At 64.9% G+C, this 26,604-nt stretch carries 18 protein-coding genes and 1 pseudogene; 11 read left to right on the top strand and 8 right to left on the bottom strand.

The features are described 5' to 3' along the window. Positions 1-32: 32 nt before the first annotated feature. A complete protein-coding gene (locus J4G43_RS51025; protein WP_208083601.1) occupies positions 33-1,583 on the bottom strand; it encodes an acyl-CoA synthetase in 1,551 nt (516 codons plus the stop codon). Between the two features lie 265 nt (positions 1,584-1,848). On the opposite strand from J4G43_RS51025, the gene J4G43_RS51020 reads away from it, so the two are divergent. The 8 genes from J4G43_RS51020 (at position 1,849) to J4G43_RS50985 (ending at position 11,750) form a co-directional block, all read left to right on the top strand. Then, positions 1,849-2,985, top strand: coding sequence for an acyl-CoA dehydrogenase family protein (locus J4G43_RS51020; protein ID WP_208083600.1), 1,137 nt, complete (start codon positions 1,849-1,851; stop codon positions 2,983-2,985). A gap of 120 nt (positions 2,986-3,105) precedes the next feature. Next, on the top strand, positions 3,106-4,269 hold the full coding sequence (locus tag J4G43_RS51015; protein ID WP_208083599.1) for an acyl-CoA dehydrogenase family protein: 1,164 nt from the start codon (positions 3,106-3,108) through the stop codon (positions 4,267-4,269). Beyond that, positions 4,269-4,925, top strand: a complete 657-nt coding sequence (locus J4G43_RS51010) for a glutathione S-transferase family protein (RefSeq protein ID WP_208083598.1) — start codon at positions 4,269-4,271, stop codon at positions 4,923-4,925. The genes J4G43_RS51015 and J4G43_RS51010 overlap by 1 nt, the downstream gene beginning before the upstream one ends. A 175-nt stretch (positions 4,926-5,100) precedes the next feature. Beyond that, the gene (locus J4G43_RS51005) at positions 5,101-5,901 is read left to right on the top strand and encodes a helix-turn-helix domain-containing protein (RefSeq protein ID WP_208083597.1); all 801 of its coding nucleotides are present in this window, start codon (positions 5,101-5,103) and stop codon (positions 5,899-5,901) included. Between the two features lie 199 nt (positions 5,902-6,100). Beyond that, positions 6,101-6,967 (top strand): beta-keto acid cleavage family enzyme, encoded by an 867-nt coding sequence (locus J4G43_RS51000; RefSeq protein WP_208083596.1) that lies wholly within the window; start codon positions 6,101-6,103, stop codon positions 6,965-6,967. Between the two features lie 114 nt (positions 6,968-7,081). Next, complete coding sequence (locus J4G43_RS50995; RefSeq protein WP_208083595.1) at positions 7,082-8,698, top strand: acyl-CoA carboxylase subunit beta; 1,617 nt, start codon at positions 7,082-7,084, stop codon at positions 8,696-8,698. Then, positions 8,695-10,671, top strand: a complete 1,977-nt coding sequence (locus J4G43_RS50990; protein ID WP_208083594.1) for an acetyl/propionyl/methylcrotonyl-CoA carboxylase subunit alpha — start codon at positions 8,695-8,697, stop codon at positions 10,669-10,671. The genes J4G43_RS50995 and J4G43_RS50990 overlap by 4 nt, the downstream gene beginning before the upstream one ends. A gap of 266 nt (positions 10,672-10,937) precedes the next feature. Beyond that, positions 10,938-11,750 (top strand): hypothetical protein, encoded by an 813-nt coding sequence (locus tag J4G43_RS50985; protein ID WP_208083593.1) that lies wholly within the window; start codon positions 10,938-10,940, stop codon positions 11,748-11,750. On the opposite strand, the gene J4G43_RS50980 is transcribed toward J4G43_RS50985, so the two are convergent. The 7 genes and pseudogenes from J4G43_RS50980 to J4G43_RS50950 form a co-directional block, all read right to left on the bottom strand. Next, positions 11,722-12,708, bottom strand: a complete 987-nt coding sequence (locus J4G43_RS50980; RefSeq protein WP_208083592.1) for an ABC transporter ATP-binding protein — start codon at positions 12,706-12,708, stop codon at positions 11,722-11,724. The two genes, J4G43_RS50985 and J4G43_RS50980, sit on opposite strands and share 29 nt — an antisense overlap. After that, the gene (locus J4G43_RS50975) at positions 12,705-13,712 is read right to left on the bottom strand and encodes an ABC transporter ATP-binding protein (protein ID WP_208083591.1); all 1,008 of its coding nucleotides are present in this window, start codon (positions 13,710-13,712) and stop codon (positions 12,705-12,707) included. The genes J4G43_RS50980 and J4G43_RS50975 overlap by 4 nt, the downstream gene beginning before the upstream one ends. Further along, the gene (locus tag J4G43_RS50970; protein WP_208083590.1) at positions 13,712-14,605 is read right to left on the bottom strand and encodes an ABC transporter permease; all 894 of its coding nucleotides are present in this window, start codon (positions 14,603-14,605) and stop codon (positions 13,712-13,714) included. Before J4G43_RS50970 ends, J4G43_RS50975 begins: the two co-directional genes overlap by 1 nt. Positions 14,606-14,614: 9 nt before the next feature. Further along, positions 14,615-15,562, bottom strand: a complete 948-nt coding sequence (locus J4G43_RS50965; RefSeq protein ID WP_208083589.1) for an ABC transporter permease — start codon at positions 15,560-15,562, stop codon at positions 14,615-14,617. Positions 15,563-15,597: 35 nt separating this feature from the next. After that, complete coding sequence (locus tag J4G43_RS50960) at positions 15,598-17,196, bottom strand: ABC transporter substrate-binding protein (RefSeq protein WP_208083588.1); 1,599 nt, start codon at positions 17,194-17,196, stop codon at positions 15,598-15,600. A gap of 374 nt (positions 17,197-17,570) precedes the next feature. Further along, a pseudogene (locus J4G43_RS50955) lies at positions 17,571-19,120 on the bottom strand (AMP-binding protein). 18 nt (positions 19,121-19,138) lie between these two features. Further along, on the bottom strand, positions 19,139-20,293 hold the full coding sequence (locus J4G43_RS50950; protein WP_208083587.1) for an iron-containing alcohol dehydrogenase: 1,155 nt from the start codon (positions 20,291-20,293) through the stop codon (positions 19,139-19,141). A 338-nt stretch (positions 20,294-20,631) separates the two neighbouring features. Here J4G43_RS50950 and J4G43_RS50945 point away from each other — a divergent pair, with 338 nt between their 5' ends. From J4G43_RS50945 to J4G43_RS50935, 3 genes are all read left to right on the top strand, one after another. After that, complete coding sequence (locus J4G43_RS50945) at positions 20,632-21,843, top strand: efflux RND transporter periplasmic adaptor subunit (protein ID WP_063979975.1); 1,212 nt, start codon at positions 20,632-20,634, stop codon at positions 21,841-21,843. Further along, positions 21,840-25,004: an efflux RND transporter permease subunit gene (locus J4G43_RS50940; RefSeq protein WP_208083586.1), complete on the top strand. Its 3,165-nt coding sequence runs from the start codon at positions 21,840-21,842 to the stop codon at positions 25,002-25,004. Before J4G43_RS50945 ends, J4G43_RS50940 begins: the two co-directional genes overlap by 4 nt. Positions 25,005-25,296: 292 nt before the next feature. Then, the gene (locus J4G43_RS50935) at positions 25,297-26,490 is read left to right on the top strand and encodes an ABC transporter substrate-binding protein (RefSeq protein ID WP_208083585.1); all 1,194 of its coding nucleotides are present in this window, start codon (positions 25,297-25,299) and stop codon (positions 26,488-26,490) included. Positions 26,491-26,604: the final 114 nt, after the last annotated feature.

Raw genomic sequence — 26,604 nt, 5'->3', positions numbered from 1 at the left:
AAACGAAGAAGCGCCCGCAAGGGGCGCTTTGATCAGGCGTTGGCGACTTTCTTGTCGACTTCGGACGCCACCGAAAATTCTTTCCGCAAGGTCGGCTTGTGGATCTTGCCGGTGGCGTTGTGCGGCAGCGCATCGACGAAGCGCACCTGTCGCGGGCATTTGAAGCGCGCGAGATTGGCCGCGCAGTGCGCAAAGACATCCGCCTCGGTCAGCCGCTGACCGGGCTTGGCCGCGACGATGGCGAGGCCTACCTCGCCCCATTGCGGATCGGGAATGCCGATCACGGCGGCTTCCGCGATCGCGGTGAGCTGATGCAGGACGTTCTCGACCTCGGCCGGATAGACGTTCTCGCCGCCCGAGATGTACATGTCCTTCCAGCGGTCGACGATATAGTAGAAGCCTTCCTCGTCGACGCGCGTCGCATCGCCCGTGTGCAGCCAGCCGTCGGTGAAGGACGTCTTGTTTGCCTCCGGCCTGTTCCAGTAGCCCGGCGTGATGTTCGGGCCCTTGACCCAGAGCTCGCCGAGTTCGCCGACATCGGCATCGCTGCCGTCGGGTCGCACGATCCGCACCTCGGTGTGCAGCACCGGCTTGCCGGCCGAGCCCGCCTTGCGCGCCGCATCCTCGCGATCCAGCACCAGCACGGCGGGCGAGGTCTCGGTCATGCCGTAGCCCTGCTGGAGCGCGACGCCGCGCGCCTCCCACACTTTCAGCAGCGGCACCGGCATCGGCGCGCCGCCGACACCGCAGACGATCAGCCGGGTCAGGTCAGTCGTCGCGAAGGCCGGATGCTGCGCCATGAACTGGTAGATCGCGGGCACACCGAAGAACACGTTGATACCCTGCGCGGGATCGTTGATCAGGCCGAGCGCCGTGCCGGGATCGAAGGCGCGCATGATCATCACGGTGCCGCCGGCATGCAGCACCGGGTTGGTGTAGCAATTGAGCCCGCCGGTGTGGAACAGCGGCAGCACGGTCAGCAGCACCGAGGCCGGCCCGATGCAGGCGGGGCCGCCGAGATTGACGCAATTCCAGAAGGTCATGCCATGGGTGATGGTCGCGCCCTTGGGATGGCCCGTGGTGCCCGACGTGTACATGATGGTCGAGACGTTATCGAGCGTGACCTCCTCGGCGCGGGCGAGCGCCTTGGCGGACGCGATGCCGGCCTCATAGCTGCCGCCGCGGCCGAGCAGCAGGCTGGTCGTGACGTTGCAGAGCTTTGCGACGGCGAGCGCGGTCTCGGCCAGATCGGTGTCGTGGATCATCACCTTCGGCGCGCAATCGCCGGTGATGAACTGGAGCTCGGGAACGGTGAGGCGGGTGTTCAGCGGCACGAAGACCGCGCCGAGCCGTCCGCAGGCGAACTGCACCTCCAGCGTATCGGTCGTGTTCAGCGCCAGCACGGCGACGCGGTCGCCGCGCGACACCTTGAGCGCGTCACGGAGAAATCCGGCCAGGCGCGAGACGCGGTCGTCGAGCTGCGAATAGGTGAAGCGGCGCTCGCTCGCGAGGTCGATCACCGCGACCTTGTCAGGCGTACGGCGGCCGTGATGGACGATCCAGTCGTAATAACGAACGGCCAAAATCCCTCCCTCGGCGGTCTTGTGCCGCCTGCGTCCCTATTTGCCGGGCACCATGCCCGGCGTGGCCCTGGGGCCAGCCGGAGTTTGTGCGCACGTCTTTTTTTGCCCCGGAGTTGGCCTGCGGGGGGCGAAAATCGTCTTGCGTTGAGTTGCTAGGCCTTAGGCTGCGTGGAGCGGTTCCCCCGGTCAGCCACTCTGCGCAAGTGAACGGCAGATGTTCCGGCCATGGTGGCCAACACGAATCCGCCAGCAGGGCGAGACGACGATGAAGAGCCCGTTTTATACCGACGAGCATGACGCCTTCCGCGAGGTGATGCGCCGCTTCGTCGAGAAAGAGATCACGCCCTTTGCCCATGAATGGGACGAGGCTGGCGAATTTCCCCGCGTGCTCTATCGCAAGGCGGCCGAGATTGGCCTGTTGGGGCTCGGATTCCCCGAGGAATATGGCGGGATCGCCGCCGACCAGTTCATGAAGATCGTCGCGAGCCAGGAATTGGCGCGTGCCGGGGCCGGCGGGGTCAGCGCCAGCCTGATGAGCCACACCATCGGCTCGCCGCCGATCGCGCGGGCGGCGCGCCCGGAAGTGAAGGCGCGGGTGCTACCGCAAGTGCTGTCAGGCGAGAAGATCTCCGCGTTGGCGATCACCGAGCCGGGTGGCGGCTCGGATGTGGCGAACCTCCGCACCAGGGCGCGGCGCGATGGCGATCACTACGTCGTGACCGGCGAGAAGACCTTCATCACCTCAGGGATGCGCGCCGATTATCTGACCGTTGCGGTGCGTACCGGCGGCGAGGGCGCCGGCGGCGTCAGCCTGCTCCTGATCGAGGGCGACACGCCCGGCCTGTCACGCACGAAACTGAAGAAGATGGGCTGGTGGGCCTCCGACACCGCGACGCTGCATTTCGACGACTGCCGCGTGCCGGCCGAAAATCTGATCGGCGAGGAAGGCCAGGGCTTCAAGATCATCATGCGGAATTTCAACAGCGAACGCATGGGCATGGCGGCGGGCTGCACCGCCTTCGCGCGGGTCTGCCTCGACGAGGCGATCGCCTATGCCAAGGAGCGCAAGACTTTTGGCAAGCCGCTCGCCCAGCACCAGGTCATCCGTCACAAGATCGTCGACATGGCGCAGAAGGTCGCGGCATCCCAGTCGATGCTGGAATTACTGGCCTGGCGGCTCGAGCAGGGCGAGAGCCCGGTCGCCGAGATCTGCATGATGAAGAACCAGGCGACGCAGACCATGGCGTTCTGTGCCTCGGAAGCCGTGCAGATCTTCGGCGGCGCCGGCTTCATGCGCGGCATCAAGGCCGAGCGCATCTACCGCGAGGTCAAGGTCAACGCCATCGGCGGCGGGACGGAGGAGATCATGAAGGATCTGGCGTCGCGGCAGATGGGGCTGTGACTTTCTGTCATTCCGGGGCGCGCGGAGCGCGAGCCCGGAATCCATCGGGCCGCATACACCGTAGAGGAATGGATTCCGGGCTCATCGCTTCGCGATGCCCCGGAATGACGAGAGGATAGAATGCTATTCACCGCCGACCACGACGACATCCGCCGGTCCCTGCAAAAATTCATCGCCAACGAGATCAATCCTCATGTCGATGAATGGGAGAAGGCCGACATCTTCCCGGCGCATGAGCTGTTCAAGAAGATGGGCAGCCTCGGCTTCCTCGGGCTCAACAAGCCGGTCGCGTTCGGCGGCTCCGGCCTCGACTATTCCTACGCCCTGATGATGGCGGAGGAGCTGGGCGCCATCACCTGCGGCGGCGTGCCGATGGCGATCGGGGTGCAGACCGACATGGCAACGCCGGCGCTGGCGCGGTTCGGCTCGGACGAGGTGCGGCGCGAATTCCTCAGCCCCTCGATATCAGGCGATTACGTCGCATGTATCGGCGTCTCCGAGCCCGGCGCCGGCTCCGACGTCGCCTCGATCAAGACCAACGCGCGCTCCGACGGCGACGACTACGTCATCAATGGCGGCAAGATGTGGATCACCAACGGCACCCAGGCCGACTGGATCTGCCTGCTCGCCAACACCGGCGATGGGCCGGTTCACCGCAACAAGTCGTTGATCTGCGTGCCCATGAAGAGCAAGGGCGTCACGGTGGCGCGAAAGCTCGACAAGATGGGCATGCGCTCCTCGGACACCGCGCAGATCTTCTTCGACAATGTCCGCGTGCCCAAGCGCAACCGCATCGGCGAGGAGGGCAAGGGCTTTACCTACCAGATGATCCAGTTCCAGGAGGAGCGGCTCTGGGGCGCGGCGGCCTGCCTGAAGGCGCATGAATACATCATCAACGAGACCATCGAGTACACCCGCAACCGCAAGGCCTTCGGGAAGTCGATCCTCGACAACCAGGTCGTGCACTTCAAGCTCGCGGAGATGCAGACCGAAGTCGAGCTGTTGCGCGCGCTGATCTATCGCGCCGCCGAGCAACTCGTGGCCGGCGAGGACGTGACCAAGCTTGCGACCATGGCCAAGCTCAAAGCCGGCCGGCTCGGCCGCGAGCTCACCGACGCCTGCTTGCAATATTGGGGCGGAATGGGCTTTACCAACGAGACGCCGGTCAGCCGCGCCTATCGCGACAGCCGCCTGACCTCGATCGGCGGCGGCGCCGACGAGGTCATGCTGATGGTCCTGTGCAAGATGATGGGCACGCTGCCCGGCAGTAAAGGTATTTCCTGATGATCACGCTCTATCACTGCGACGCCGCGCGCTCGTTCCGTCCGCTCTGGATGCTGGAGGAGATGGGGCTTCCGTATGAATTGAAGATGCTGCCGTTCCCGCCGCGGGTCTTCGCCAAGGAGTACCTTGCGCTCAATCCGCTCGGCACCATTCCCTTCATGGTCGACGGCGAGACGAAGATGACCGAGTCCTCCGGCATCTGCCATTACCTTGGCATCAAGCACGGACCGACGCCGTTGATGGTCGGACCCGAAGATCCCGCCTATGGCGCGTTCCTGAACTGGATGTATTTCAGCGATGCCACGTTAACCTTCCCGCAGACGCTGGTGCTCCGATACACCCAGCTCGAGCCGGAGGAGCGCCGCAATCCGCAGGTCGCCGGGGACTATGCAAAATGGTTCCTGGGGCGCCTGCGCGCGGTCGAGGCGGCGACGGCCAATGCCGAAACATTGTGCGCAGGCCGCTTCACTGCCGCTGACATTGTCATCGGCTACGCGCTCCGGCTCGCCAACAATGTCGGGCTCGCCAAGGATTTCGGGCCAAATGTCGCAGCGTATTGGGCGCGATTGCAGCAACGCGAAGGATTCAAGCGCGCGGTTGCTGCGGAGCAGAAGGCCGGCGTCGAGCAGAATGTTGCGCCGCGCGTGAGGGCGTAAGCATTCCGCAGGATGGGACTGCGGTCTCATCGCGGTTCCGGGACGACTGATCATCGTCCCGGAATGGTAATCTTTTGCGCGCCATGACAGCGCTATCGCGCCGTGACAGCGCCCAAATTTCCGCTAAGGTGACCTCCGTCCGCAGCGGCCAAAGAGCCGCGCGAGGAGGATCCCAATGGAAGATAACGGTCGCGAATCCGACCATCTGATGCTGATCACGCCGGAGCGGGTATTCTATGCCGGCCTGCTCGGCCGCCCCCGCAAGCGCACCCCCGGCTGCTGCCACGTCTATGTCGCTGTGAAGGGCAGCCTGCATCTGACGATCGACGACGTTCTCGCCACCGGCGAGCTGTTCGTCACCCTGCCGAACCAGCGGCATTCCATCGCCAGCGACTACCGCACTGCAATCAGCGTGACGCTCGAGCCGGAAAGCATGCCGGACGGCGTGATCGAGGCCCTGGCCGCGCGGCTGACCGGACCTGACCGGGCCGTCTATGCCCGCAAGATCCTCGCCGCCTACACGCTGCTGCGCCAGCGCCGCTATGGCGACATCACCACCGCCGAATTCGACGAGATGTGCTTTGGCGAGGCGTTGCCGCGTCGCGTGCTCGATCCGCGCGTGATGCGCGCCGTCGCCCGCATCGGCCGCTTCTCCGGCGAGCCGGTGACGGCGGATACGTGCGCCACCGAAGCGGGGCTCTCGGCCTCGCGCTTCCTGCATCTGTTCAAGGAGGAGACCGGCATTTCGTTCCGCTCCTTCCGCGCCTGGAAGCGCGCGCGGCATTTGCTGCACTTCGCCAACCAGGACCTCAATCTCGCCCATCTCGCGCAAGACATCGGCTATCCCGACTCGACCCATTTCAGCCATTCGATCCGGCGCTTCTATGGATTGAAACCGCGCGCGATCTTCGTCGGCTCGCGCGACCTCGCGATCTACCGCAGCACCGAGACGGTGAGGCTCGCGGAGGCGAGTTAGGCGCGCTCTCGTAGGGTGGGCAAAGCGAAAGCGTGCCCACCATCTTCGTTCAGCGCCAAGACGTGGTGGGCACGGCGCGAGAGCGCCTTGGCCCACCCTACGATAGCCGTGCCTTCCAGCTTCTCCGCGCAAGAAGCCGCATACCCGCGCGTCCCATGATCGCAAGCGTTGAATTCTCAACGTGCGAGACATTTTTGGCATGAGCGACAAGGCCGTCATCACCTGCGCGCTGAACGGCGTGCTCACCGACCCGAAGCAGCACAACGTGCCTGTGACGCCCGAGCAGATGGCGCGCGAAGCCAAGGCTGCGTTCGACGCCGGCGCCAGCATCATGCACATCCATCTGCGCCAGCAGGCGCCGGACAAGGGGCACCTGCCGTCCTGGGACGTGAGCGTCAGCAAGGAGATTCAGCAGGCCATCCGCGAGGCCTGCCCCGGCGTCATTATCAATCACACCTCGGGCGTCTCAGGGCCGAACTACAGCGGCGCGCTCGACTGCATCCGCGAGACCAGGCCCGAGATCGCGGCCTGCAACGCCGGCTCGCTGAACTATCTGAAGGTGAAAGCCGACAACACCTGGGCCTGGCCGCCGATGATGTTCGACAACGCGGTCGAGAAGGTGAAGGACTATCTCGACGTCATGAACGCCGTCGGCACCATCCCTGAGTTCGAATGTTTCGACGTCGGCATCGTCCGCTGTGTCGGCATGTACCACCAGGTCGGCATGTACAAAGGCCCGCTCGAATATAATTTCGTGATGGGTGTTGCCTCCGGCATGCCGTCCGATCCTGATCTGCTGCCGATCCTGATCAAGCTGAAGCGCCCCGAGGCGCATTTCCAGGTCACCGCGATCGGCCGCGAAGAGATCTGGCCGCTGCACCAGCGCTGCGCCGAACTCGGTGGCCACCTGCGCACAGGTTTGGAGGATGCCTTCTATCTCGCCAACGGCAAGAAGGTGACCTCGAATGGCCAGCTCATCGAAGCCATCGCCGCCTGCGCCCGCCGTGCGGGCCGCGAGATCGCAAGCCCCGCCGAGGCGCGGAAGATCTTTGGGACGAATAGGTAAGGTATCGCCTCAACCGTCATTGCGAGCGAAGCGAAGCAATCCAGGGTCTTTCCGCGGTGACGGTCTGGATTGCTTCGTCGCTTCGCTCCTCGCAATGACGAGCAGGATAGAGTTATGTCCATTCTCGACAACACCATTTCCCCCGGCAGCGCCGCCTACCACGCCAACCGCGACGGCATGCTCGCGCTGATCGACCGCATGCGCGCGCTGGAAGAGCGCACGCGTGCGGCGTCGGCGGCGGCAAAGGATCGCTTCCACAAGCGCGGCCAGCTGCTGCCGCGCGAACGCGTCGCGCTGGTGCTCGATCCCGGCGCGCCCTTCATCGAGCTGTCGACGCTCGCCGGCTACATGTTCGACGTATCAGATGCGAACAAGAGCGTGCCCGGCGGCGGCGTCATCTCCGGCATCGGCTTCGTCTCCGGCGTCCGCTGCATGGTCAGCGCCAATGACGCCGGCATCGATGCCGGTGCGCTCCAGCCCTATGGCCTCGATAAGACGCTGCGGGTGCAGGAGCTCGCGCTGGAGAACAAGCTGCCTTACGTCCAGCTCGTCGAAAGCGCCGGGGCCAATCTGCTGCGCTACCGCGTCGAGGACTTTGTTCGCGGCGGCAACATCTTTCGCAATCTCGCGCGGCTTTCCGCTGCGGGGCTGCCGGTCGTCACCGTCACGCACGGTTCGTCGACCGCGGGCGGCGCCTACCAGACCGGCCTGTCCGATTACATCGTCATGGTGCGCGGCCGCACCCGCGCCTTCCTTGCCGGGCCGCCGCTCCTGAAGGCCGCGACAGGCGAGATCGCGACCGAGGAAGAGCTCGGCGGTGCCGAGATGCACACGCAGGTCTCCGGCCTCGGCGATTATCTCGCGGAGGACGACCGCGATGCGCTGCGCATCGCGCGCGAGATCATGGGAGCGCTGGAATGGGAGCGGCCGGGCCGGGCGGCTCCGCAATTCAAGCCGCCGCGCTACGACCAGGACGAGCTGCTCGGCATCATGCCGATGGACCACAAGCGCACCGTCGACATGAAGCAGGTGATCGCGCGCATCGTCGACGATTCCGACTTCACCGAGATGGCGCCCAACTACGGCCCCGCCACCGTCTGCGGTCACGCCCGCATCGAGGGCCAGGCGATCGGCATCATCACCAACAACGGCCCGCTCGATCCCGCCGGCGCCAACAAGGCGACGCACTTCATCCAGGCCTGCTGCCAGACCCGCACGCCGATCCTCTATCTCAACAACACCACCGGCTACATGGTGGGCAAGGCCTATGAAGAAGCCGGCATGATCAAGCACGGCTCCAAGATGATCCAGGCGGTGACGTCGGCGACGGTGCCGCAGATCACCATCTATTGCGGTGCCTCGTTCGGCGCCGGCAATTACGGCATGTGCGGACGCGGCTTCCATCCGCGCTTCTGCTTCTCCTGGCCCAACGCCAAGACCGCCGTGATGGGCGGCGAGCAGGCGGCGGAAACCATGGCGATCGTGACGGAAGCCGCTGCCGCGCGCCGCGGCAAGCCGGTCGAGAAAGAAAAGCTCGACGCGATGAAGGCGCAGATCATCGGCGTGTTCGACGGCCAGATGGACGTGTTCTCGACCAGCGCGCGCGTGCTCGACGACGGCGTGATCGATCCGCGCGACACCCGTGCGATGCTGTCCGAGGTGCTCGCGATCTGCCGCGAGGGCGATGCGCGCACCCCTCAGCGCATGCAATTCTCGGTGGCCCGCCCATGAGGAACGGATCAGTGCAGCACCGGCCGTTCTTCAGGGTTTTGGTTGCCAATCGCGGCGAGATCGCGCTGCGGGTGATGCGGAGTGCGCGGCAGCTCGGCCTCGGCGTCGTTGCGGTCTATTCGGATGCCGACCGCGATGCGCTCCATGTGCGGCAGGCGGACCAGGCCGTGCGCATCGGCGAAGCCCTGCCGGCGCAATCCTATCTCAACATTCCCGCGATCATCGCCGCGGCCAAGGTGAGCGGCGCGGATGCCGTCCATCCCGGCTACGGCTTCCTCGCCGAGAACGAGGACTTTGCGCAGGCCTGCAAGGAGGCTGGTCTCGTCTTCATCGGTCCCTCGCCGCAGGCGATCGAGGCCATGGGTAACAAGGCCGGCGCCAAGGAGATCATGAGGAAGGCCGGCGTGCCCTGCGTGCCCGGCTATCAGGGTGCCAACCAGGGCGACGAGGTCATGCTGGCGGAAGCCAGGAAGATTGGCTTCCCCGTGATGATCAAGGCGGTTGCGGGCGGCGGCGGACGCGGCATGCGGCTCGTCACCGATGCCGAATCCTTCCCCGATGCGCTGCGCAGTGCGCGGTCGGAGGCGAAGGCCGCGTTCGGAGATCCCACGGTCATCCTCGAACGTGCCATCCAGAATCCCCGCCACATCGAGATCCAGGTGTTCGGCGACAGCCATGGCAACGCCATCCATCTCGGCGAGCGCGACTGCTCGGTGCAGCGGCGACATCAGAAGCTGATCGAGGAGGCACCATCGCCGGCGGTCACGCCCGCGTTGCGCGCGAAAATGGGTGAGGTCGCGGTCGCGGCGGTCAAGGCGCTGCGCTATGAGGGCGCCGGCACGCTGGAATTCCTGCTCGACGCCAGCGGCGAGTTCTACTTCATGGAGATGAACACGCGCCTCCAGGTCGAGCATCCCGTCACCGAGGCGATCACCGGGCTCGATCTCGTCGAGCTGCAGCTGCGTGTCGCGCGTGGCGAGCCTCTGCCGGTGAAGCAGCAGGACATCCGATTCTCGGGCCATGCCATCGAGGTGCGGCTGTGCTCGGAAGATGCCGCTCAGGATTTCATGCCGCAGTCCGGCCGCATGGCGCGCTGGCAGGTGCCTGACAGCATCCGCGTCGAGCACGCGCTGCAATCGGGCGCGGAGATCCCGCCGTTCTACGATTCCATGATCGCAAAGGTGATCAGCCATGGCGCGACACGCGAGGAGGCGAGGGGGCGGCTGATCGTCGGCCTGGAGCAACTCACTGCGTTTGGCGTGACCACCAACCAAGCATTTCTGATGTCCTGCCTGCGCCATCCCGGATTTGCCAGAGGCGAGGCGACGACAGCCTTCATCGGCGCACATCGCGCCGAACTGTTGGCGCCGCCGGCGAATGCTGCGTTCGATACGGCGCTGGCGGGCCTGCTGCTCTATGTCACCAATCCGCGCGCGCCGTCATGGCAAGGTGGCCGGAGCCTGGCGGCAACATTCCCGCTGCCGGCGAAAGTCGAGATCGCCGGCCACACCCACGAGCTCGAAGTCACGCGTGAGCGCGATGGCGGCTACATCGTCGCCGCCGACGACCGTCAGGACAAGTTCGAGATCGACCAGCTCGATCCCGACGCCATCCGCTTCCGCCACGACGGCGTGATGGACAGCGCAAAATTCCTGCGCGACGGCGACCGGCTCTACCTCCAGCATCGCGGCATCCCGCTTGCGGTCACCGATCTCACCCTCGCCGCGCCGAAGGCGGCCGCGAGCAATGGCGGCGATGGCAAAGTCCGCGCCGCCATGAACGGCCGCGTCGTCGCCGTGCTGGTCAAGCCCGGTGACCGCGTCACCGCCGGTCAACCGGTGATGACCTTGGAAGCAATGAAGATGGAGCACGTCCACAAGGCCGGCATCGACGGCGTGGTCGCCGCGATCGACGTCGCCGAAGGCGAGCAGGTCACGACGGGCAGGATCGTGGCGGAGATCGGGGCAGGCTAGCCTCTCTCCGTCATTGCGAGCGCAGCGAAGCAATCCAGTCTGCATCCGCAGAAGCACTCTGGATTGCTTCGCTGCGCTCGCAATGACGATGGGGAGAGATGCCGTCTCAAACTCGACTCGCCGCCGTGGCTGCACGCGGGCGTCCCAATAAATCCAAATAATTCCAATGTGATATTGCCTGTTTGATTTCGCTCACGATTATTATTGAACATTGTTCAATTCTGGGCTACTAATATTGAGCGATGTCAAATCATGTGGAGGCCTGCATGTTGCGCGCAAATCACCACGCCCGAGAGACCGATGCCCTGCTGCCGTCAGTGTCCCGCCGGTTCTCGTTCGCCCCGCCGCAAGTTCGCGAAAAATATCTGATCGGCGCACTCTTCGTCCTGACGCTCGTGGCGCTCCTCGCGCCGGCGTTGCCCGCCTCCGCCTGGCACATCCCGCATTTCGTCGACACTCGCACGTGGCTGGGCGTGCGCAACGCCGGCGACGTGCTGAGCAATCTTGCCTTCCTGGCGATGGGCGCTTGGGGCTTGCTGCGCCTGCGTGCCCACCCTGATGCGCCCGCGGGTGCAGGTTGCCTCTTCGTGGGTCTGATCCTCACCTGCATAGGATCGTGCATCTATCATCTGGATCCCGACGCGCCGCAGCGGCTGGTGGCCGATCGTCTCGGTATGGCGGTGGCGTTCGCGGGCTTTCTGGGCATCGCGGCCAGCGAGCGCATCAGCGTGCGTGCCGGTCAGGCGGCGGTGGTGCTGGTGACGGTTGCGGGCCTGCTCGCGGCCTGGGTGGCACGCGAGAATCTCACGCCATGGGTGGTCGTGCAGTTCGGCGGCATGGCGTTGGCCGTGGGACTGGCGTTGACACGGCCCCGGCCCGGTGCGCTTGGCGTGTCTCTGGGCGGCGTGATCTTCTTTTACGCGCTGGCCAAGCTTTTCGAGCTGGGTGACGTGACCATATTTGAAGCGACAGGCCACATTGTCTCGGGCCACACGCTCAAGCATCTGGCCGCCGCGCTGGCGGCCTGGCCGGTGATCCGGGCTTTGCGGCCTACTGGCTCCGTCCCGTCCCCTCGTTGAGCAGACACGCCACCTGATGTCCGCCGCCCGCGTCCACCAGCGCCGGCCGCTCCGTCTTGCACCGCTCGATCGCAAACCGGCAGCGGGTGTGAAATGCGCAGCCCGGTGGCGGATTGACGGGGCTCGGCACGTCGCCGTCGACCAGCGGCGCGAGCTTCTTGGCAAACGGGTTCGCAACCGGCACGGACGCGAGCAGGGCCTGCGTGTAGGGATGGCGCGGATTGCGGAACAGCTCGTCCTTGTCGGCGATCTCGACGATCCGACCGAGATACATCACGGCGACGCGGTGGCTGATATGGGCGACCACGGCGAGGTCATGCGCGATGAAGAGATAGGAGAAGCCGTGCTGCTTCTGCAGGTCGATCAGGAGATTGATCACCTGCGCCTGGATCGAGACGTCGAGCGCGGAGACCGGTTCGTCGCAGACGATCAAACGCGGCCCGAGCGCCAGCGCGCGTGCGATGCAGATGCGCTGGCGCTGGCCGCCGGAGAATTGATGCGGGAAGTTGCGCATCTGATCAGGCCGCAGGCCCACCTGCTCAAACAGTTTTGCGACGCGTGGCTCCAGGGCCTTTCCGGTCGCGAGCCCATGTACGACGAGCGGCTCGCCGACTATGTCGCCCGCGGTCATGCGCGGATTGAGTGAGGCAAACGGGTCCTGGAATACGATCTGCATTGAGCGGCGATGCGGCCGCAGCGCGGTCTTGGAGAGACGGGTGATGTCCTCTCCGTCGAGGCGGATCTGGCCCGAAGTCGGCTCGACCAGCCGCAGCACGCTGCGCGCCACCGTCGACTTGCCGCAGCCGGATTCGCCGACAAGGCCCAGCGTCTCGCCGGTATGAACCGAGAACGAGACGCCGTCGACCGCATGCACGGTGCCGACCTGCCGCCGCAACACGCCGGCGCGCACCGGATAGTGCTTCTTGAGATCGGTGACTTCGAGCAGCGCTTCGGTCATGCCACCTCCGCCACTTCGGCCGCGCGCCAGCACGCCGCGAGATGGCCGCCGCCCCAGTCCGCCAGCGGCGGATATTCGGCCTCGCAGCGTTTGATCGCGAGCTTGCAGCGCGGTGCAAAGGCGCAGCCTTTCGGCAGGCGCACCAGCGACGGCACTGTGCCGGGGATTTCGTTCAGCCGCGCCTGCACCGGAACACCTGACGCCGGCACGGCCGGGATCGAGGCCATCAGCCCGCGCGTGTAGGGGTGCTTGGGATCGGCGAACAGCGCTTCCACCGTTGCCTCCTCCACCTTCTTCCCCGCATACATCACGATCACCCGCTGCGCGGTCTGCGCGACGACGCCGAGATCATGGGTGATCAGCACGAGGCCGGTGCCGAGCTCCTTCTGAAGGTCGAGGATCAGCGCCAGGATCTGCGCCTGGATGGTGACGTCGAGCGCGGTGGTCGGCTCGTCCGCGATCAGCAGCGCCGGCCGGCAGGCGAGCGCCATCGCGATCATCGCGCGCTGGCGCATGCCGCCGGAAAGCTGATGCGGATATTCCCGCGCGCGCCGTGCCGGTTCGGGAATGCGGACCAGCCGCAGCATCTCGACCGCGATGTCGCGCGCTTCTCTGGCCGGCATCGCCCGGTGCAGCCGCACCGCCTCGACGATCTGGTCACCGATCCGCATCACCGGATTGAGCGAGGTCATCGGCTCCTGGAAGATCATGGAGATGCGATTGCCCCTGACGGCGCGCATCTCGGATTCATCCAGCGCCAGCAGCTCGGTGCCTTCGAGCGTGACCGACCCGCCGACGATGCGGCCGGGCGGATCGGGCACCAGCCGCATCAGGGACAGTGCGGTAACGCTCTTGCCGCAGCCGGATTCGCCGACGATCGCCAGCGTCTCGCCGCGCCTCACGGTGAAGGAGACATCGTCTACGGCTTTGAACAGGCCGGAATTGGTGAAGAACACCGTCTTCAGGTTCTTCACATCGAGCACGAGATCGGATTTGTCTGCCATCAGCCGCGCTGCCGGGGATCGAGGATGTCGCGCAGGGCGTCGCCGAACAGATTGGCGCCGAACACGGCGAGGCTGATCGCGATGCCCGGGAAGATCACCAGCCACGGCGCGGTGCGGACATATTCCGCCGCGGATTCCGAGAGCATGCGGCCCCAGGACGGATAGGGTTCGGGAATGCCGAGGCCGAGGAAGGACAGCGAGGCTTCGGTCAGGATGGTCGAGCCGAGCTGCGCGGTCGCGAGCACGATCAGTGGCGCCAGCGTGTTCGGCAGCACGTGGCGCAGCGCGATCCGCACCTCGCTCATGCCGATCGACTTGGCGGCTTCGATAAAGGGCAGTTCGCGCAGTGCCAGCGTGTTGGCGCGAATGACACGCGATACCGTCGGGATCAGCGGAATGGCGATGGCGATGATGACGTTCGGCAAGGACGGACCGAGTGCCGCCGTCATGATCAGGGCCAGGACCAGCAATGGAAGCGCTTGAAGAATGTCGGAGACGCGCTGGAATACGAGATCGACCCAGCCGGAGAGATAGCCGGAGGTCAGGCCGACGATGACGCCGATGGTGCCGCCAAGTGCCGTCGAGCCGATGCCGACGGCCAGAGAGATCCGTGCACCGTGGATGATGCGGCTGAACACGTCACGGCCGAAGGAATCCGTGCCCATCCTGTGCGCCAGGCTCGGGCGCGCCAGCGCGCGGGCGGCGTCGATGGTCAGGGGATCGTAGCGCGCGATGAAGTCGGCAAAGATCGCCGTGAGCACGAACAGCGTCATGATGATCAGCCCGGCCGCGCCCAGCACGTGCCGCTGCGCCAGGAACAGCACGCGCCGCCAGCCACCAGTCGCATGCGCGCCGGCGCGTCTCAGTTCGAGATCATAGTCACTCGCGGCCAAGCTGATCTCCTAATCCGTATACCGGATGCGCGGATCGAACACCGCGTAGAGCATGTCGACGATGAAGTTCGCGCTCACCACCACGACCGCAATCAACATCACGAGGTTCTGCACGATCGGGTAGTCGCGCCAGCGGATCGCTTCGACCAGGAAGCGCGCGACGCCGGGGATGTTGAACACGGTCTCGGTCACGATCAGGCCGCCGATCAGGAACGCGGCCTCGATGCCGATCACGGTGATGACGGGCAAAATCGCGTTCTTCAGCGCATGCTTATAGTTGACGGCCGCGTCGGAGGCGCCCTTGGCGCGCGCGGTGCGGATATAGTCCTGCCGCAGCACCTCGAGCATCGAGGATCGCGTGATGCGCATGGTCAGCGCCGCGCTGCGGAAGCCGACGGCGGCCGCAGGCACGGCGTAGGTCGCGAACGCTTCGAGCCAGGTCTGCGGATTCGGATTGAAGATCGGCATCTGGTTGAACATCGCCACCGACGCGGTGAGGATCAGCAGGCCGAGCCAGAACGAGGGCAGCGACAATCCGCTGAGGCTGACGACGCGTAACGCGTAATCGAGCCGCGTGCCCTGCTTCACCGCGCTGATGACGCCGAGCGGAATGCCGATCGACGCCGAGAACAACAGTGCCAGCCCGGCGAGCCGCGCGGTGATCGGGATCCGCGGCAAAATCTCCTGAAGCGCAGGCTTCTCGGAAACATAGGAGTAGCCGAAATCGCCGCGCAGAAAGCCGCTGATCCAGTGCCAGTACTGCACGACCAGCGGCTGGTCGATGCCGAGCTCCTTCTCCAGATTGGCCTTGTCGGCGGGATCGACGTAGCCCGCCGCGGCAAACAGGATGTCGACGATGTTGCCGGGCACGATGCGCAGCAGGAAGAAGATGACGACCGAGATCCCGAACAGGGTCACGAGCATCAGGAACAGGCGCCGCACCAGATAGGCAAACATGCATCGCCTCCTGTCGAAACCGCCAGCCGCCTGCGCTACTTGTCCATCCAGACGTCCTCGTAGCGATACCCATTATAGGAGCTGTTCGACATCACCGTTATGCCCTTGACATAGGGCTGCCAGCAGGAGCCGGTGCGCGCGTGGAAGATGATCGGGCGGGCGACGTCCTCCTGCAGCTTCTTGTCGATGTCCCACACCAGCTTCTTGCGCTTGTTGACGTCGGTCTCCTGCGACTGCACGTCGAACAGCTTTTCGATCTCCTTGTTGCAGTAATTGGTGTAGTTGCGCTCGGAACCGCAGGAATAGTTCTCGTAGAACGACTGGTCGGGATCGTCGACGGCGTTGCCGGTCAAATTGAGCCCGAGCATGTAGTCCTTGCGTGCGATCTTCGGGAACCAATTTGCGGTCTCGACCACGTCGAGCTCGCCGTCGATATAGATGCTCTTAAGCTGGTCGATCAGGATCACCGCGGGATCGCGGTAGACCGGGATGTTGCGGGTCGAGACCTTGACGGCGAGATGCTTGTCCGGCCCGTAGCCGGCTTTCTGCATCAGCTTCCTGGCTTCCTCGCGGTTGGCGTTCACATCGGGGCCGTAGCCGGGAATGGTCTCGAGCATCTCCTTCGGCATGCCCCACAGCCCGTTCGGCGGCGGCAGCATGGTGCCGCCGACATCGCCCTGGCCCTCGAACATGATCGAGATGAACGCCTTGCGGTCGAGCGACAGCGCCATGGCGCGGCGGATGTCGATATTGTCGAACGGCGGCGCGGAGGAATTGACGATGATGTTGGTGGCGACATTGTTGGGCTCGACCACGCAGACCGCTTTCGGCGCCTGCGATTTGACGTCCTTCAGCAGCGGAATGCTCACTTCGGTCGGGAACGCCATGTCGAACTTGCCGGCGACGAAGGCGAGGATCGCGGTCGAACGGTTCGGGATGATGGTGAACTCGATGCCGTCGAGATAGGGTCGCCCCTCGCGCCAATAGTCGGGATTGCGGGTCAGCTTGATCGATTCATTGGCCTTGAACTCGACGAATTTGAACGGGCCGGTGCCGATCGGGTGCGTGCGCATGTCGCCGGGCGAGACGTGACAGGGATAGACCGGCGTGTAGCCCGAGGCGAGCAGGGCGAGCAGCGACGGCTGCGGCCGCTTCAAGTTGAAGGAAACTTCGAGGTCGCCGTTGGTGGAGACGTCATTGACCTGTTCGTACCAGGTCTTGCGCGGATTCTGCCGGAACTTCTGCTGCGACTTGCCCATCAGCATGTCGAAGGTGCATTTGACGTCCGCGGAGGTGAACGGCTTGCCGTCATGCCATTTCACGCCCGGGCGCAGCTTGAAGGTCAGCGTCTTGTTGTCGTTGACCCAGGCCCAGCTCTCGGCGAGTTCCGGAATGATGTTGTCCATCCTGTTCTGAGCCTCGTCCTGCTTGTAGATGACGAGGTTGTTGAACACAGGCATGAAGGGAACATTGAGCGAATAGGTCGCGCCTTCATGGATCGAGGCATTGCCGGGGCTGTCGCGGTGGTACATCCGCAGGATTCCGCCCTGCTTGGGCCCGCCGGCGAGCGCAGTGGTCGAGGCCGTCAGCACAGATAGCGCCGCCACTGCGGCGAGCGCCCACACGCTCCGCATGCTCATCCTCCCTGGACATTAGTCTTTTGGGCCTTTGCGGCCTGTTTGTCAGACGATAGCGACGCGCGTGCAGCGAGGCAACCGGCAAGGCCGCTCGCCGCCTCGACAATTCGGATGACGGAAGGCCGCAGGCGTTCACACTCTCTTCATGTGAGAGTGCAGGTGCGAAGGGATGGTTCCTGTGCAGATGTTGCGGGCAGCTGCCTCAACAAACTCCGCCGTCGTCCCGGACAAGCGAAGCGCAGATCCGGGATCCATAACCACAGGAAGTCGTTTGATGAAGACTCGGAGTTACCTGCTCGCGTGACGACTCCCGCCGGTGGTTATGGGTCCCGGGTTCGCGACTTCGTCGCGCCCCGGGACGACAGTGGGGCTCACACGATCCGTGACGTCTTGTTCCCCCAATAGCGGTCCCGCAGCAGCCGCTTGTAAAGTTTGCCCGTCGGCAGCCGCGGCAGTTCCTTCTCGAAATCGACCGAGCGCGGCACCTTCTGCCGCGACAGCGATTGGCCGCAGAAGGCGATCAGTTCTTCGGCGAGCGCCTCGCCCGGCACGATGCCGGGCATCGGCTGCACCACCGCCTTCACCTCTTCGCCGAGATCGGGATTGGGCACGCCGAACACCGCGGCATCGGCGACCTTCGGATGGGTGATCAGCAGGTTCTCGCACTCCTGCGGATAGATGTTCACCCCGCCGGAGATGATCATGAAGGTCGCGCGGTCGGTCAAATAGAGGAAACGATCCTCGTCGACATAGCCGACGTCGCCGACCGTGCTCATGCTGCCGTCGGCCGAGCGCGCCTCCCTGGTCTTCTCGGGGTCGTTGAAATATTCGAACGACGATGCCGTCTTGAACCAGACCTGGCCCGGCGTGCCGGTCGGGCACGCCCTCATGTTCTCGTCGAGAATGTGGAGGTCGCCGAGCAGCACCTTGCCGACGGTGCCGCGGTGGCTAAGCCATTCCTCGCTGTTGCAGGCGGTGAAGCCGAGACCTTCGGTCGCGCCGTAATATTCGTGGATGATCGGCCCCCACCATTTGATGATGTCGTCCTTGACCAATGCCGGGCAGGGCGCTGCGGCGTGGATCGCAATCTCCAGCGACGACAGGTCGTAGCGGTCGCGCACCTCCTCCGGCAGCTTCAGCATGCGCGAGAACATCGTCGGCACCAGCTGGGTGTGGGTGATACCCCATTGCTGGACGAGCTGGAGATAACGTTCGGGATCGAACGTCTCCTTGATGATCACGGTGCCGCCCATGCGGATCGTGAGGTTCACCGCGGCTTGCGGCGCGGAGTGATAGAGGGGGGCAGGCGAGAGATAGACCATGCCTCGCGGTAGCGCCAAAGCTTTGTCAGGAAATCGAACAGCGGCAGATTGTGCTTCGGCGGCTCCTCCGGCAGCGGGCGCAGGATGCCTTTCGGCCGTCCGGTCGTGCCGGATGAATAGAGCATGGCGGTGCCGAGCCATTCATCGGCGATCGGAGCCTCGGGCAGGTCGGCGGTCACCTCGGCGAGGCCGACGATACGGTCGCTCTCGCCGGGGCCGTCGGCGACGATGCAGAGCTTGATGTCCGGACAGGCCTTGATCGCCTCGCGGGCGATGTCGAGTTTCGCAACGGACGTGATCAGGATTTTCGACTGGCTGTTGACGAGGAGATAGGCGAGCTCGCCCGGCGTCAGGAACGAGTTGATGCAGGTGTAGTACAGCCCGGAGCGCTCGCCCGCGCCGCAGGCTTCGAGGTAGCGCGAATTGTTCTCCATGAAGATCGAATAATGGTCGAGCCGCTTCAAGCCGTGCTCGCGGAACAGATGCGCCAGGCGGTTGCTGCGCGCATCGAGCTCGCGATAGGTGACGGCCTCGCCGGTTGCAGCCATGATGAAGGCGGGCTGGAGCGGGCGTAGACGAGCATGCTGACCTGGATACATCAGTCCTCCGGCTTGAAATTATGCGGCGAGAAGCAGGATTTCGCGAATGTCGGCGGGGCCGCCGATCTTGCGCGGGTTGCGCGGGATCCAGTTGGTGCGCATCGCCTGTTCGGCGATGGCGTCGAAATGCTCAGGCGAGACGCGGACGTCGGCGAGGCTGCGCGGCATGCCGAGCGAGCGGATGAAGGCGTCGAGCACGTCGCCGGCGTTGTGGCCGGGAAAACCCATCGCGGCGGCGACGATCGTCTGGCGCTCGGAATTGTCGCGCGCATTCCAGCGCATCACCGCAGGGAGCATGATGCAGGAGGTGTAGCCGTGCGGCACGTCGAAGGCCGCACCCAGCACATAGCCAATGCCATGGCTCGCGCCCATCGGCACGCCGGCGGCCAGCGCGCCCATCGACAGCCAGGTGCCGATCTGCGCATCCATGCGGGCGTCGAGGTCGGCAGGGTCGGCCTTCACCCGCGGCAGCGCGTCGGCGAGCATGGCCAGCCCCTTCACCGACTGCGCATCGGCATAAGGGTGCGTCTCGCGCGAGCAGATCGCCTCGACGCAATGGTCGACGGCGCGGATGCCGGTGGAGAGAAACAGCCATTCCGGCGTGTGCACGGTGATGGCGGGATCGAGGATGGTCGCGCGCGGCACCGTGAGCGGATGCCGCAGCATCTGCTTCACATGCGTGACACGGTCGGTGACGCCGGCGATCGCGCTGAATTCGCCGCCGGCGATCGTGGTCGGAACGCTGATCTGGCGCACGCTCGGCGCCGTCATTTCCGGCGCGACGCCCTTGTGGACGCGGATGCGCTCGATGCCGTCGACATCGTCGATGCCGTTGGCAAGGCAGAGCTGCACCGCCTTGGCGCCGTCGGTGATCGAGCCGCCGCCCACGGTGACGATCAGGTCGGCGTTCACTTCGCGTGCGGCATTGGTCGCCGCGATCACTGCCTCGCGCGGTGTGTGCGCCGGCATGGCGTCGAACAGGCCGGCGCAGCGCGCGCCGAGCGCGTCCTTGATCTTCGCGATTTCGTCGGTCTGACGGTTCAGCGTGCCCGAGACCATCAGGAAGGCGCGGTGCGTCCCCAGCCGGTCCATCTGCGCAACAACGGCCTCGGCCGCGGGATGGCCGAACACGACCTCCTCGATCGCGCCGTAAACGACACGTCCCTGGTGCACGCCTGTCCTCCCAGGACAATTCGGCTTTGTTTTTCTGGGAGTAATCTAGCCGAGCGGACGGTGTCCGTCATGTGCGAAGACGCTGGCGACTTTCTTACCCTCCGCCTCCAGGGGAGGGTGGCGAGCGCCGCGTCTTGATTGCTGACCTTCCGCCGACGCGCATCAGCTGCCGCTTGTCATCATCTCTCTCGCTGTCAACCCGTCATCCGGCTAGGGCATCCTCCCAAGCGTTGCGCGCGCTTTCGTCTTGAAGATTTCATCATTGAAACCCATCTTGTGTCGCCCGCGGGTAGGCGAGTACGCTGCTTTTGCTGCGGCAAATGTGCGAGGGACTTGGGATGAGCGGACCGGACCGAAACGAGCATTTTGTCAAAACGCACGATTTCGTCCTACCTCGACTTTGCGCAATTGCCGGGCTCCTCGCCGCGACGTTCGCTCTCACTGGTTGCGGACAACCGGCCTCGCAGGCCGCCGCCCCACCGCCGCCGCCGGTGACCGTCGCCCAGCCCGTCAAGCGCACCGTCACCGATTGGGACGAGTTCACCGGCCGCTTCGAGGCGGTCGAGGAGGTGCAGGTGCGCCCCCGTGTCGGCGGCTTCGTCAACTCCGTCGAGTTCCAGGACGGCGCGATCGTGCATCAGGGCGACCTGCTCTACGTCATCGACCCGCGCCCGTTCGAGGCGGTGGCCGAGCAGGCGGACGGCCAGTTGTCCGACGCGCGTGCCAAGGTGGAGCTTGCCAAGCGCGAGCTCGACCGTGGCCTGAACCTGGTCCAGACCAGTGCGGTCTCCGAGCAGGCCGTCGACCAGCGTCGCCAGGCCTTGCAGGCCGCGCATGCCGCGGAGACGCAGGCCGCAGGTGCGCTGAAGGCCGCCCGGCTCAATATCGAGTTCACCCATGTGACCGCGCCGCTCACCGGCCGCGTCAGTCGCCATCTCGTCAGCCCTGGCAATCTCGTGCAGGGCAGCGATACCGGCACCTCGACGCTGCTCACCTCGATCGTCGCGCTCGACCCGATCTACGTCTATTTCGACATGGATGAGGCGACCTTCATCAAATACAGCAAGCTGTGGTTCGAAGGCCGCCGCCCGAGCTCGCGCGACACCGCGAACCCGGTGCAGGTGACGCTCGCCGGCGAGACCAAGCCGTCGCACGAGGGCACCATCAACTTCCTCGACAACCGCCTCGATGTCTCAACCGGCACGCTGCGCAGCCGGGCCGTGATCAAGAACACCGATCTCTCGATCCTGCCGGGCCAGTTCGGCCGCGTCCGGCTGATCGGCAGCGCGCCCTATGAGGCGCTGCTGATTCCCGACGTCGCGGTCGCGACCGACCAGTCCCGCAAGATCGTGTTCGTCGTGAAGCCGGACGACACCGTCGAGGCCCGCCCCGTGGTGCTCGGTCCGCTCGATGAGGGCCTTCGCGTGATCCGCGAGGGGCTGAAGGCGGAGGACCGCGTCATCGTCAACGGCATCCAGCGCGCCCGCGTCGGCGCCAAAGTCGCTCCGTCTCCCGCGCCAGCGCCGGCCAAGTCCGGTGACAAGTCATGAACCTTGGCCGTCTCTCCATCAACCAGCCCATCCTGGCGATGGTGCTGTCGATCGTGCTGCTGATCGTCGGCGCGCTCGCCTATACGACGCTGCCTGTCTCCGAATATCCGCAAGTGGTACCGCCGACCGTCGTCGTCACCACGCAATATCCGGGCGCCTCGGCGCAGACCGTGTCCGACACCGTCGCCGCTCCGATCGAGCAGCAGATCAACGGCGTCGAGGACATGCTGTATCTCTACAGCCAGGCGACCTCGAACGGGCAACTGACGATCACCGTCACCTTCAAGCTCGGTACCGATCTCGACAAGGCGCAGGTGCTGGTGCAGAACCGCGTCGCGATCGCACAGCCGCAGCTGCCGGACGAAGTCCAGCGCAACGGCGTCGTCACGCGCAAGAACTCGCCAGACATCCTGATGGTCGTGTTCATGCTGTCGCCGGACGATACGTTCGACCAGCTCTACATCTCCAATTACGCGCTGCTCCAGGTCCGTGACCAGTTGCTGCGGATCGACGGCGTCGGCGATATCCAGATCTTCGGCGCACGCGACTATTCGATGCGGCTCTGGCTCGACCCTGATCGTATCGCCAATCTCGGCCTGACCTCGACCGAGGTGCTGGCCGCGATCCGTGCCCAGAACGTCCAGATCGCGGGCGGCCAGATCGCCGAACCGCCGATCGCCGACCGGGCCTTCCAGCCAAACCTCGTTTTCACCGGGCGCCTGAAGGACCAGAAGCAGTTCGAGGACATTCTGATCAAGGCCGGCTCCGACGGCCGCACGGTGCGGCTGCGCGACGTCGCCCGCATCGAGCTTGGTGCTCTCGCCTACTCCACCAACAGCTTCCTGTTGCGCAAGTCGGCGGTTGCCATGCTGGTGACGCAGCGGCCGGGATCGAATGCGCTTGCGACGGCAAAGAATATCTCCGACACCATGGTGAAGCTCAAGGAGAGCTTTCCGAAAGGCCTCGACTACAATATCGGCTACAATCCGACCGAGTTCATCGCGCAGTCCGTCCACGAGCTGATCAAGACCATCTACGAGGCCATGCTGCTCGTGGTCATCGTGGTGCTGGTGTTCTTGCAGGGCTGGCGGCCCGCGATCATTCCGATCATCGCGATCCCTGTCTCGCTGGTCGGCACCTTCGCGGTGATGGCGGCGCTCGGCTTCTCCATCAACAACCTCACTTTGTTCGGCCTCGTGCTTGCGGTTGGCATCGTGGTCGACGACGCCATCGTGGTGGTCGAGAATGTGGAGCGCCATCTCGAGCACGGCTTAAGTCGGCGCGATGCGGCGCTGAAGACCATGGAGGAGGTCGGCGGCGCGCTGGTCTCTATCGCGCTGGTGCTCTGCGCCGTGTTCGTGCCGACCGCATTCATTGGCGGCATCTCCGGGCAGTTCTTCCAGCAATTCGCCGTCACCATTGCGGTGGCGACCGCGATCTCCTGCTTCTGCTCGCTGACGCTGTCGCCGGCGCTGGCTTCGATGATCCTCACGCCGCACGCAGAGAAGCGACCGCCTGCCGCCTGGAATCTCCTCGCGCGTGGCTGGAATGCGTTCACCGGCGTTTTCAACCGCGTGTTCGACCGGCTCTCGCATGGTTATGCCGGCCTCGCCAATTTCGTGATCCGCCATTCGGTGGTGATGATCCTGATCTATGTCGTGCTGATCGGCAGCGCCGGCTGGCTGATCGCGACCACGCCGCAGGGCTTCATTCCCGCGCAGGATCGCGGCTACGTCATCATCTCCGTGCAATTGCCGGGCGCGGCGTCGCTGGCGCGCACCACCGAAGTCGTGCGCGAGATCGAGCGGATCTCGCTGGACACGCCCGGCATCGTCCGCGTCGCCGCCTTCGCCGGCTTCTCGGGCGCCACCCGCACGCAGGCGGGCAATGCTGCGGCGCTGTTCCCGGTTTTCGACGAGCCCGAGGCGCGGATGAAGAAGGGATTGTCTGCGAACGCCATCACGGTCGAACTGCGCAAGCGCCTGGCCGCAATCCAGGGCGCCTTCATCATCGTGATTCCGCCGCCGGCCGTGCCCGGCATCGGCACCGGTGGCGGCTTCACCATCCGCGTCCAGGACCGCCAGGGCCGAGGACCTGAGCTGCTCGCCGCGGCCACCGACGAGCTTGTCGCCGCGGCGCGCAAATCGCCGTTGCTGCTCGGCCCCACGGTTTTCTCCCCGTTCTCGGCCAACACGCCGCAGCTCTTCGTCGATATCGACCGCACCAAGGCGCAGAAGCTCGGCGTGCCCATCGCCAGCATCAACGACACGATCCAGACCTACTTCGGATCGACCTACGTCAACGACTTCAACCTGTTCGGCCGCACCTATCACGTCACCGCGCAGGCTGACTTCCCGTTCCGAAAAGAGCCCAGCGACCTCTCGCGCCTGCGCACGCGTAACGCCTCCGGCGACATGGTGATGCTGGGCAGCGTGGTCGAGTTCAAGGACGTCTCCGGCCCCGACCGCGTCGCGCGCTACAATCTCTATGCTGCGTCCGAGCTCCAAGGCGAGCCGGCGCCGGGCACCAGCTCGACCACCGCGCTCAACACCATCAAGAAGCTCGCGGACGACATCTTGCCGAGCGGCTTCACCTTCGAATGGACCGATCTCTCCTACCAGCAGGTCACCGGCGGCAACGCGGGCCTGCTCGTGTTCCCGATCTGCGTGCTGTTCGTCTATCTCGTGCTCGCCGCGCAATATGGCAGCTGGACGCTGCCGTTCGCGGTGATCCTGATCGTACCGATGTGCCTGTTGGCCGCCACCATCGGCGTGCGCATCATGGGGCAGGACGTCAACATCCTCACCCAGATCGGATTCGTCGTTCTGGTGGGGTTAGCTGCAAAGAACGCGATCCTGATCGTCGAGTTCGCACGCGACATCGAGAAAGAAGGCAAGCCGCGGCTGGAGGCGGTGATCGACGCCTGCCGCCTGCGCCTGCGGCCGATCCTGATGACCTCCTTCGCCTTCATCCTCGGCGTGCTGCCGCTGGTGATATCGTCCGGCTCCGGCTCGGAGATGCGGCAGGCGGTTGCCGTGTTCTTCGGCATGATCGGCGTCACCCTGTTCGGCCTGCTGTTCACCCCGATCTTCTATGTGGTGGTGCGGAACCTGGCGGAAGGGCGGAACGAGGGGAAGAAGCCGGAGGTGGTGGCTTCTTAGTTGTTGCGAGTGGCCGCTGGCGTATCCACACCCTCGCTGTCGTCCCCGCTTAAGCGGGGACCCATACCCCCAGGGGGAAATTGCGGCGCGAGACAGGTAACTCCGAGCCTTCGCAAAGCTTCTCCCTGTGGTTATGGGTCCCGGGCTCGCGCTACGCGCGCCCCGGGACGACAGCGGTGGTTGGCGCGCAGAATCCCATACTAACGGCCTACGCCGAAATGGATGGGCAGGCGCGGGGTTCTTCACTAGTATCCGCGCGATTTCAAAACAGAAAACTGCTGGGAGCCAACATATGAAATCAGCACTTTTGACCGCTGTCGCAACGTCTGCTCTGTTGCTGGCTGCGCCGGCCTTCGCGCAAGGCGTCAAGATCGGCATTCTCAACGATCAATCCGGCGTCTATGCCGACTACGGCGGCAAATACTCGGTCGAAGCCGCCAAGATGGCGATCGAGGATTTCGGCGGCGAAGTGCTTGGCCAGAAGATCGAGATGGTCACCGCCGATCACCAGAACAAGCCGGATCTCGCCGCGTCGATCGCGCGGCGCTGGTACGACGTCGAGAACGTGGACATGATCACGGAGCTGACGACCTCCTCGGTCGCGCTCGCGATCCACGAGCTCTCCAAGGAAAAGAAGAAGATCGACATCGTCGTCGGCGCCGCGACCTCGCGCCTCACCGGCGATGCCTGCCAGCCCTACGGCTTCCACTGGGCCTATGACACCCGTGCGCTCGGCGTCGGCACCGGCGGCGCGCTGACGAAAGCCGGCGGCGACACCTGGTTCTTCCTCACGGCCGACTATGCCTTCGGCTACGCGCTGGAGAAGGACACCAGCGAGATCGTCACCGCCAATGGCGGCAAGGTGGCCGGCTCGGTCCGCGTGCCGCTCAACTCGTCGGACTTCTCCTCCTTCCTGCTCCAGGCGCAGAGCTCGAAGGCGAAGATCGTCGGCCTCGCCAATGCCGGCCTCGACACCACCAACTCGATCAAGCAGGCGGCCGAGTTCGGCATCGTCTCCGGCGGCCAGAAGCTCGCCGGCCTCCTGATGACGCTCGCCGAGGTGAATGGTCTCGGTCTGCAGGCCGCGCAAGGCCTGGTGCTGACCGAGGGCTATTACTGGGACCTCAACGACCGCACCCGCCATTTCGGCGAACGCTTCTTCAAGCGCACCAGCCGGATGCCGAACATGATCCAGGCCGGCACCTATTCGGCGACGCTGAGTTATCTCAAGGCGGTCAAGGCCGCCGGCACCAAGGACCCCGACGCGGTCGCCAAGAAGCTGAAGGAGCTGCCGGTCGACGACGACTTTGCGCAGGGCGGCAAGGTGCTCGAGAACGGCCGCATGGTCCACGACATGTATCTGTTCGAGGTCAAGAAGCCGTCGGAGTCGAAGAAGCCGTGGGACTATTACAAGCTGCTCGCAACCGTCCCAGGCGACAAGGCGTTCTTCGCCGCCAAGGACAGCGGCTGCCCGCTGACGAAGTAGCGAGGGGCAAGGGGGCAACGCTGGCGCCACACCCTGGCTGTCGTCCCCGCGAACGCGGGGACCCATAACCCCAGGGAGAAGTGTAGCGCGAGATGCCCACTCCGAGCCTTCGCC

This window comes from Bradyrhizobium barranii subsp. barranii (genome assembly GCF_017565645.3).
In the GTDB taxonomy this organism is placed as follows: Bacteria; Pseudomonadota; Alphaproteobacteria; order Rhizobiales; family Xanthobacteraceae; genus Bradyrhizobium; species Bradyrhizobium barranii.
This window is presented reverse-complemented; position numbering and strand designations above follow the sequence as displayed.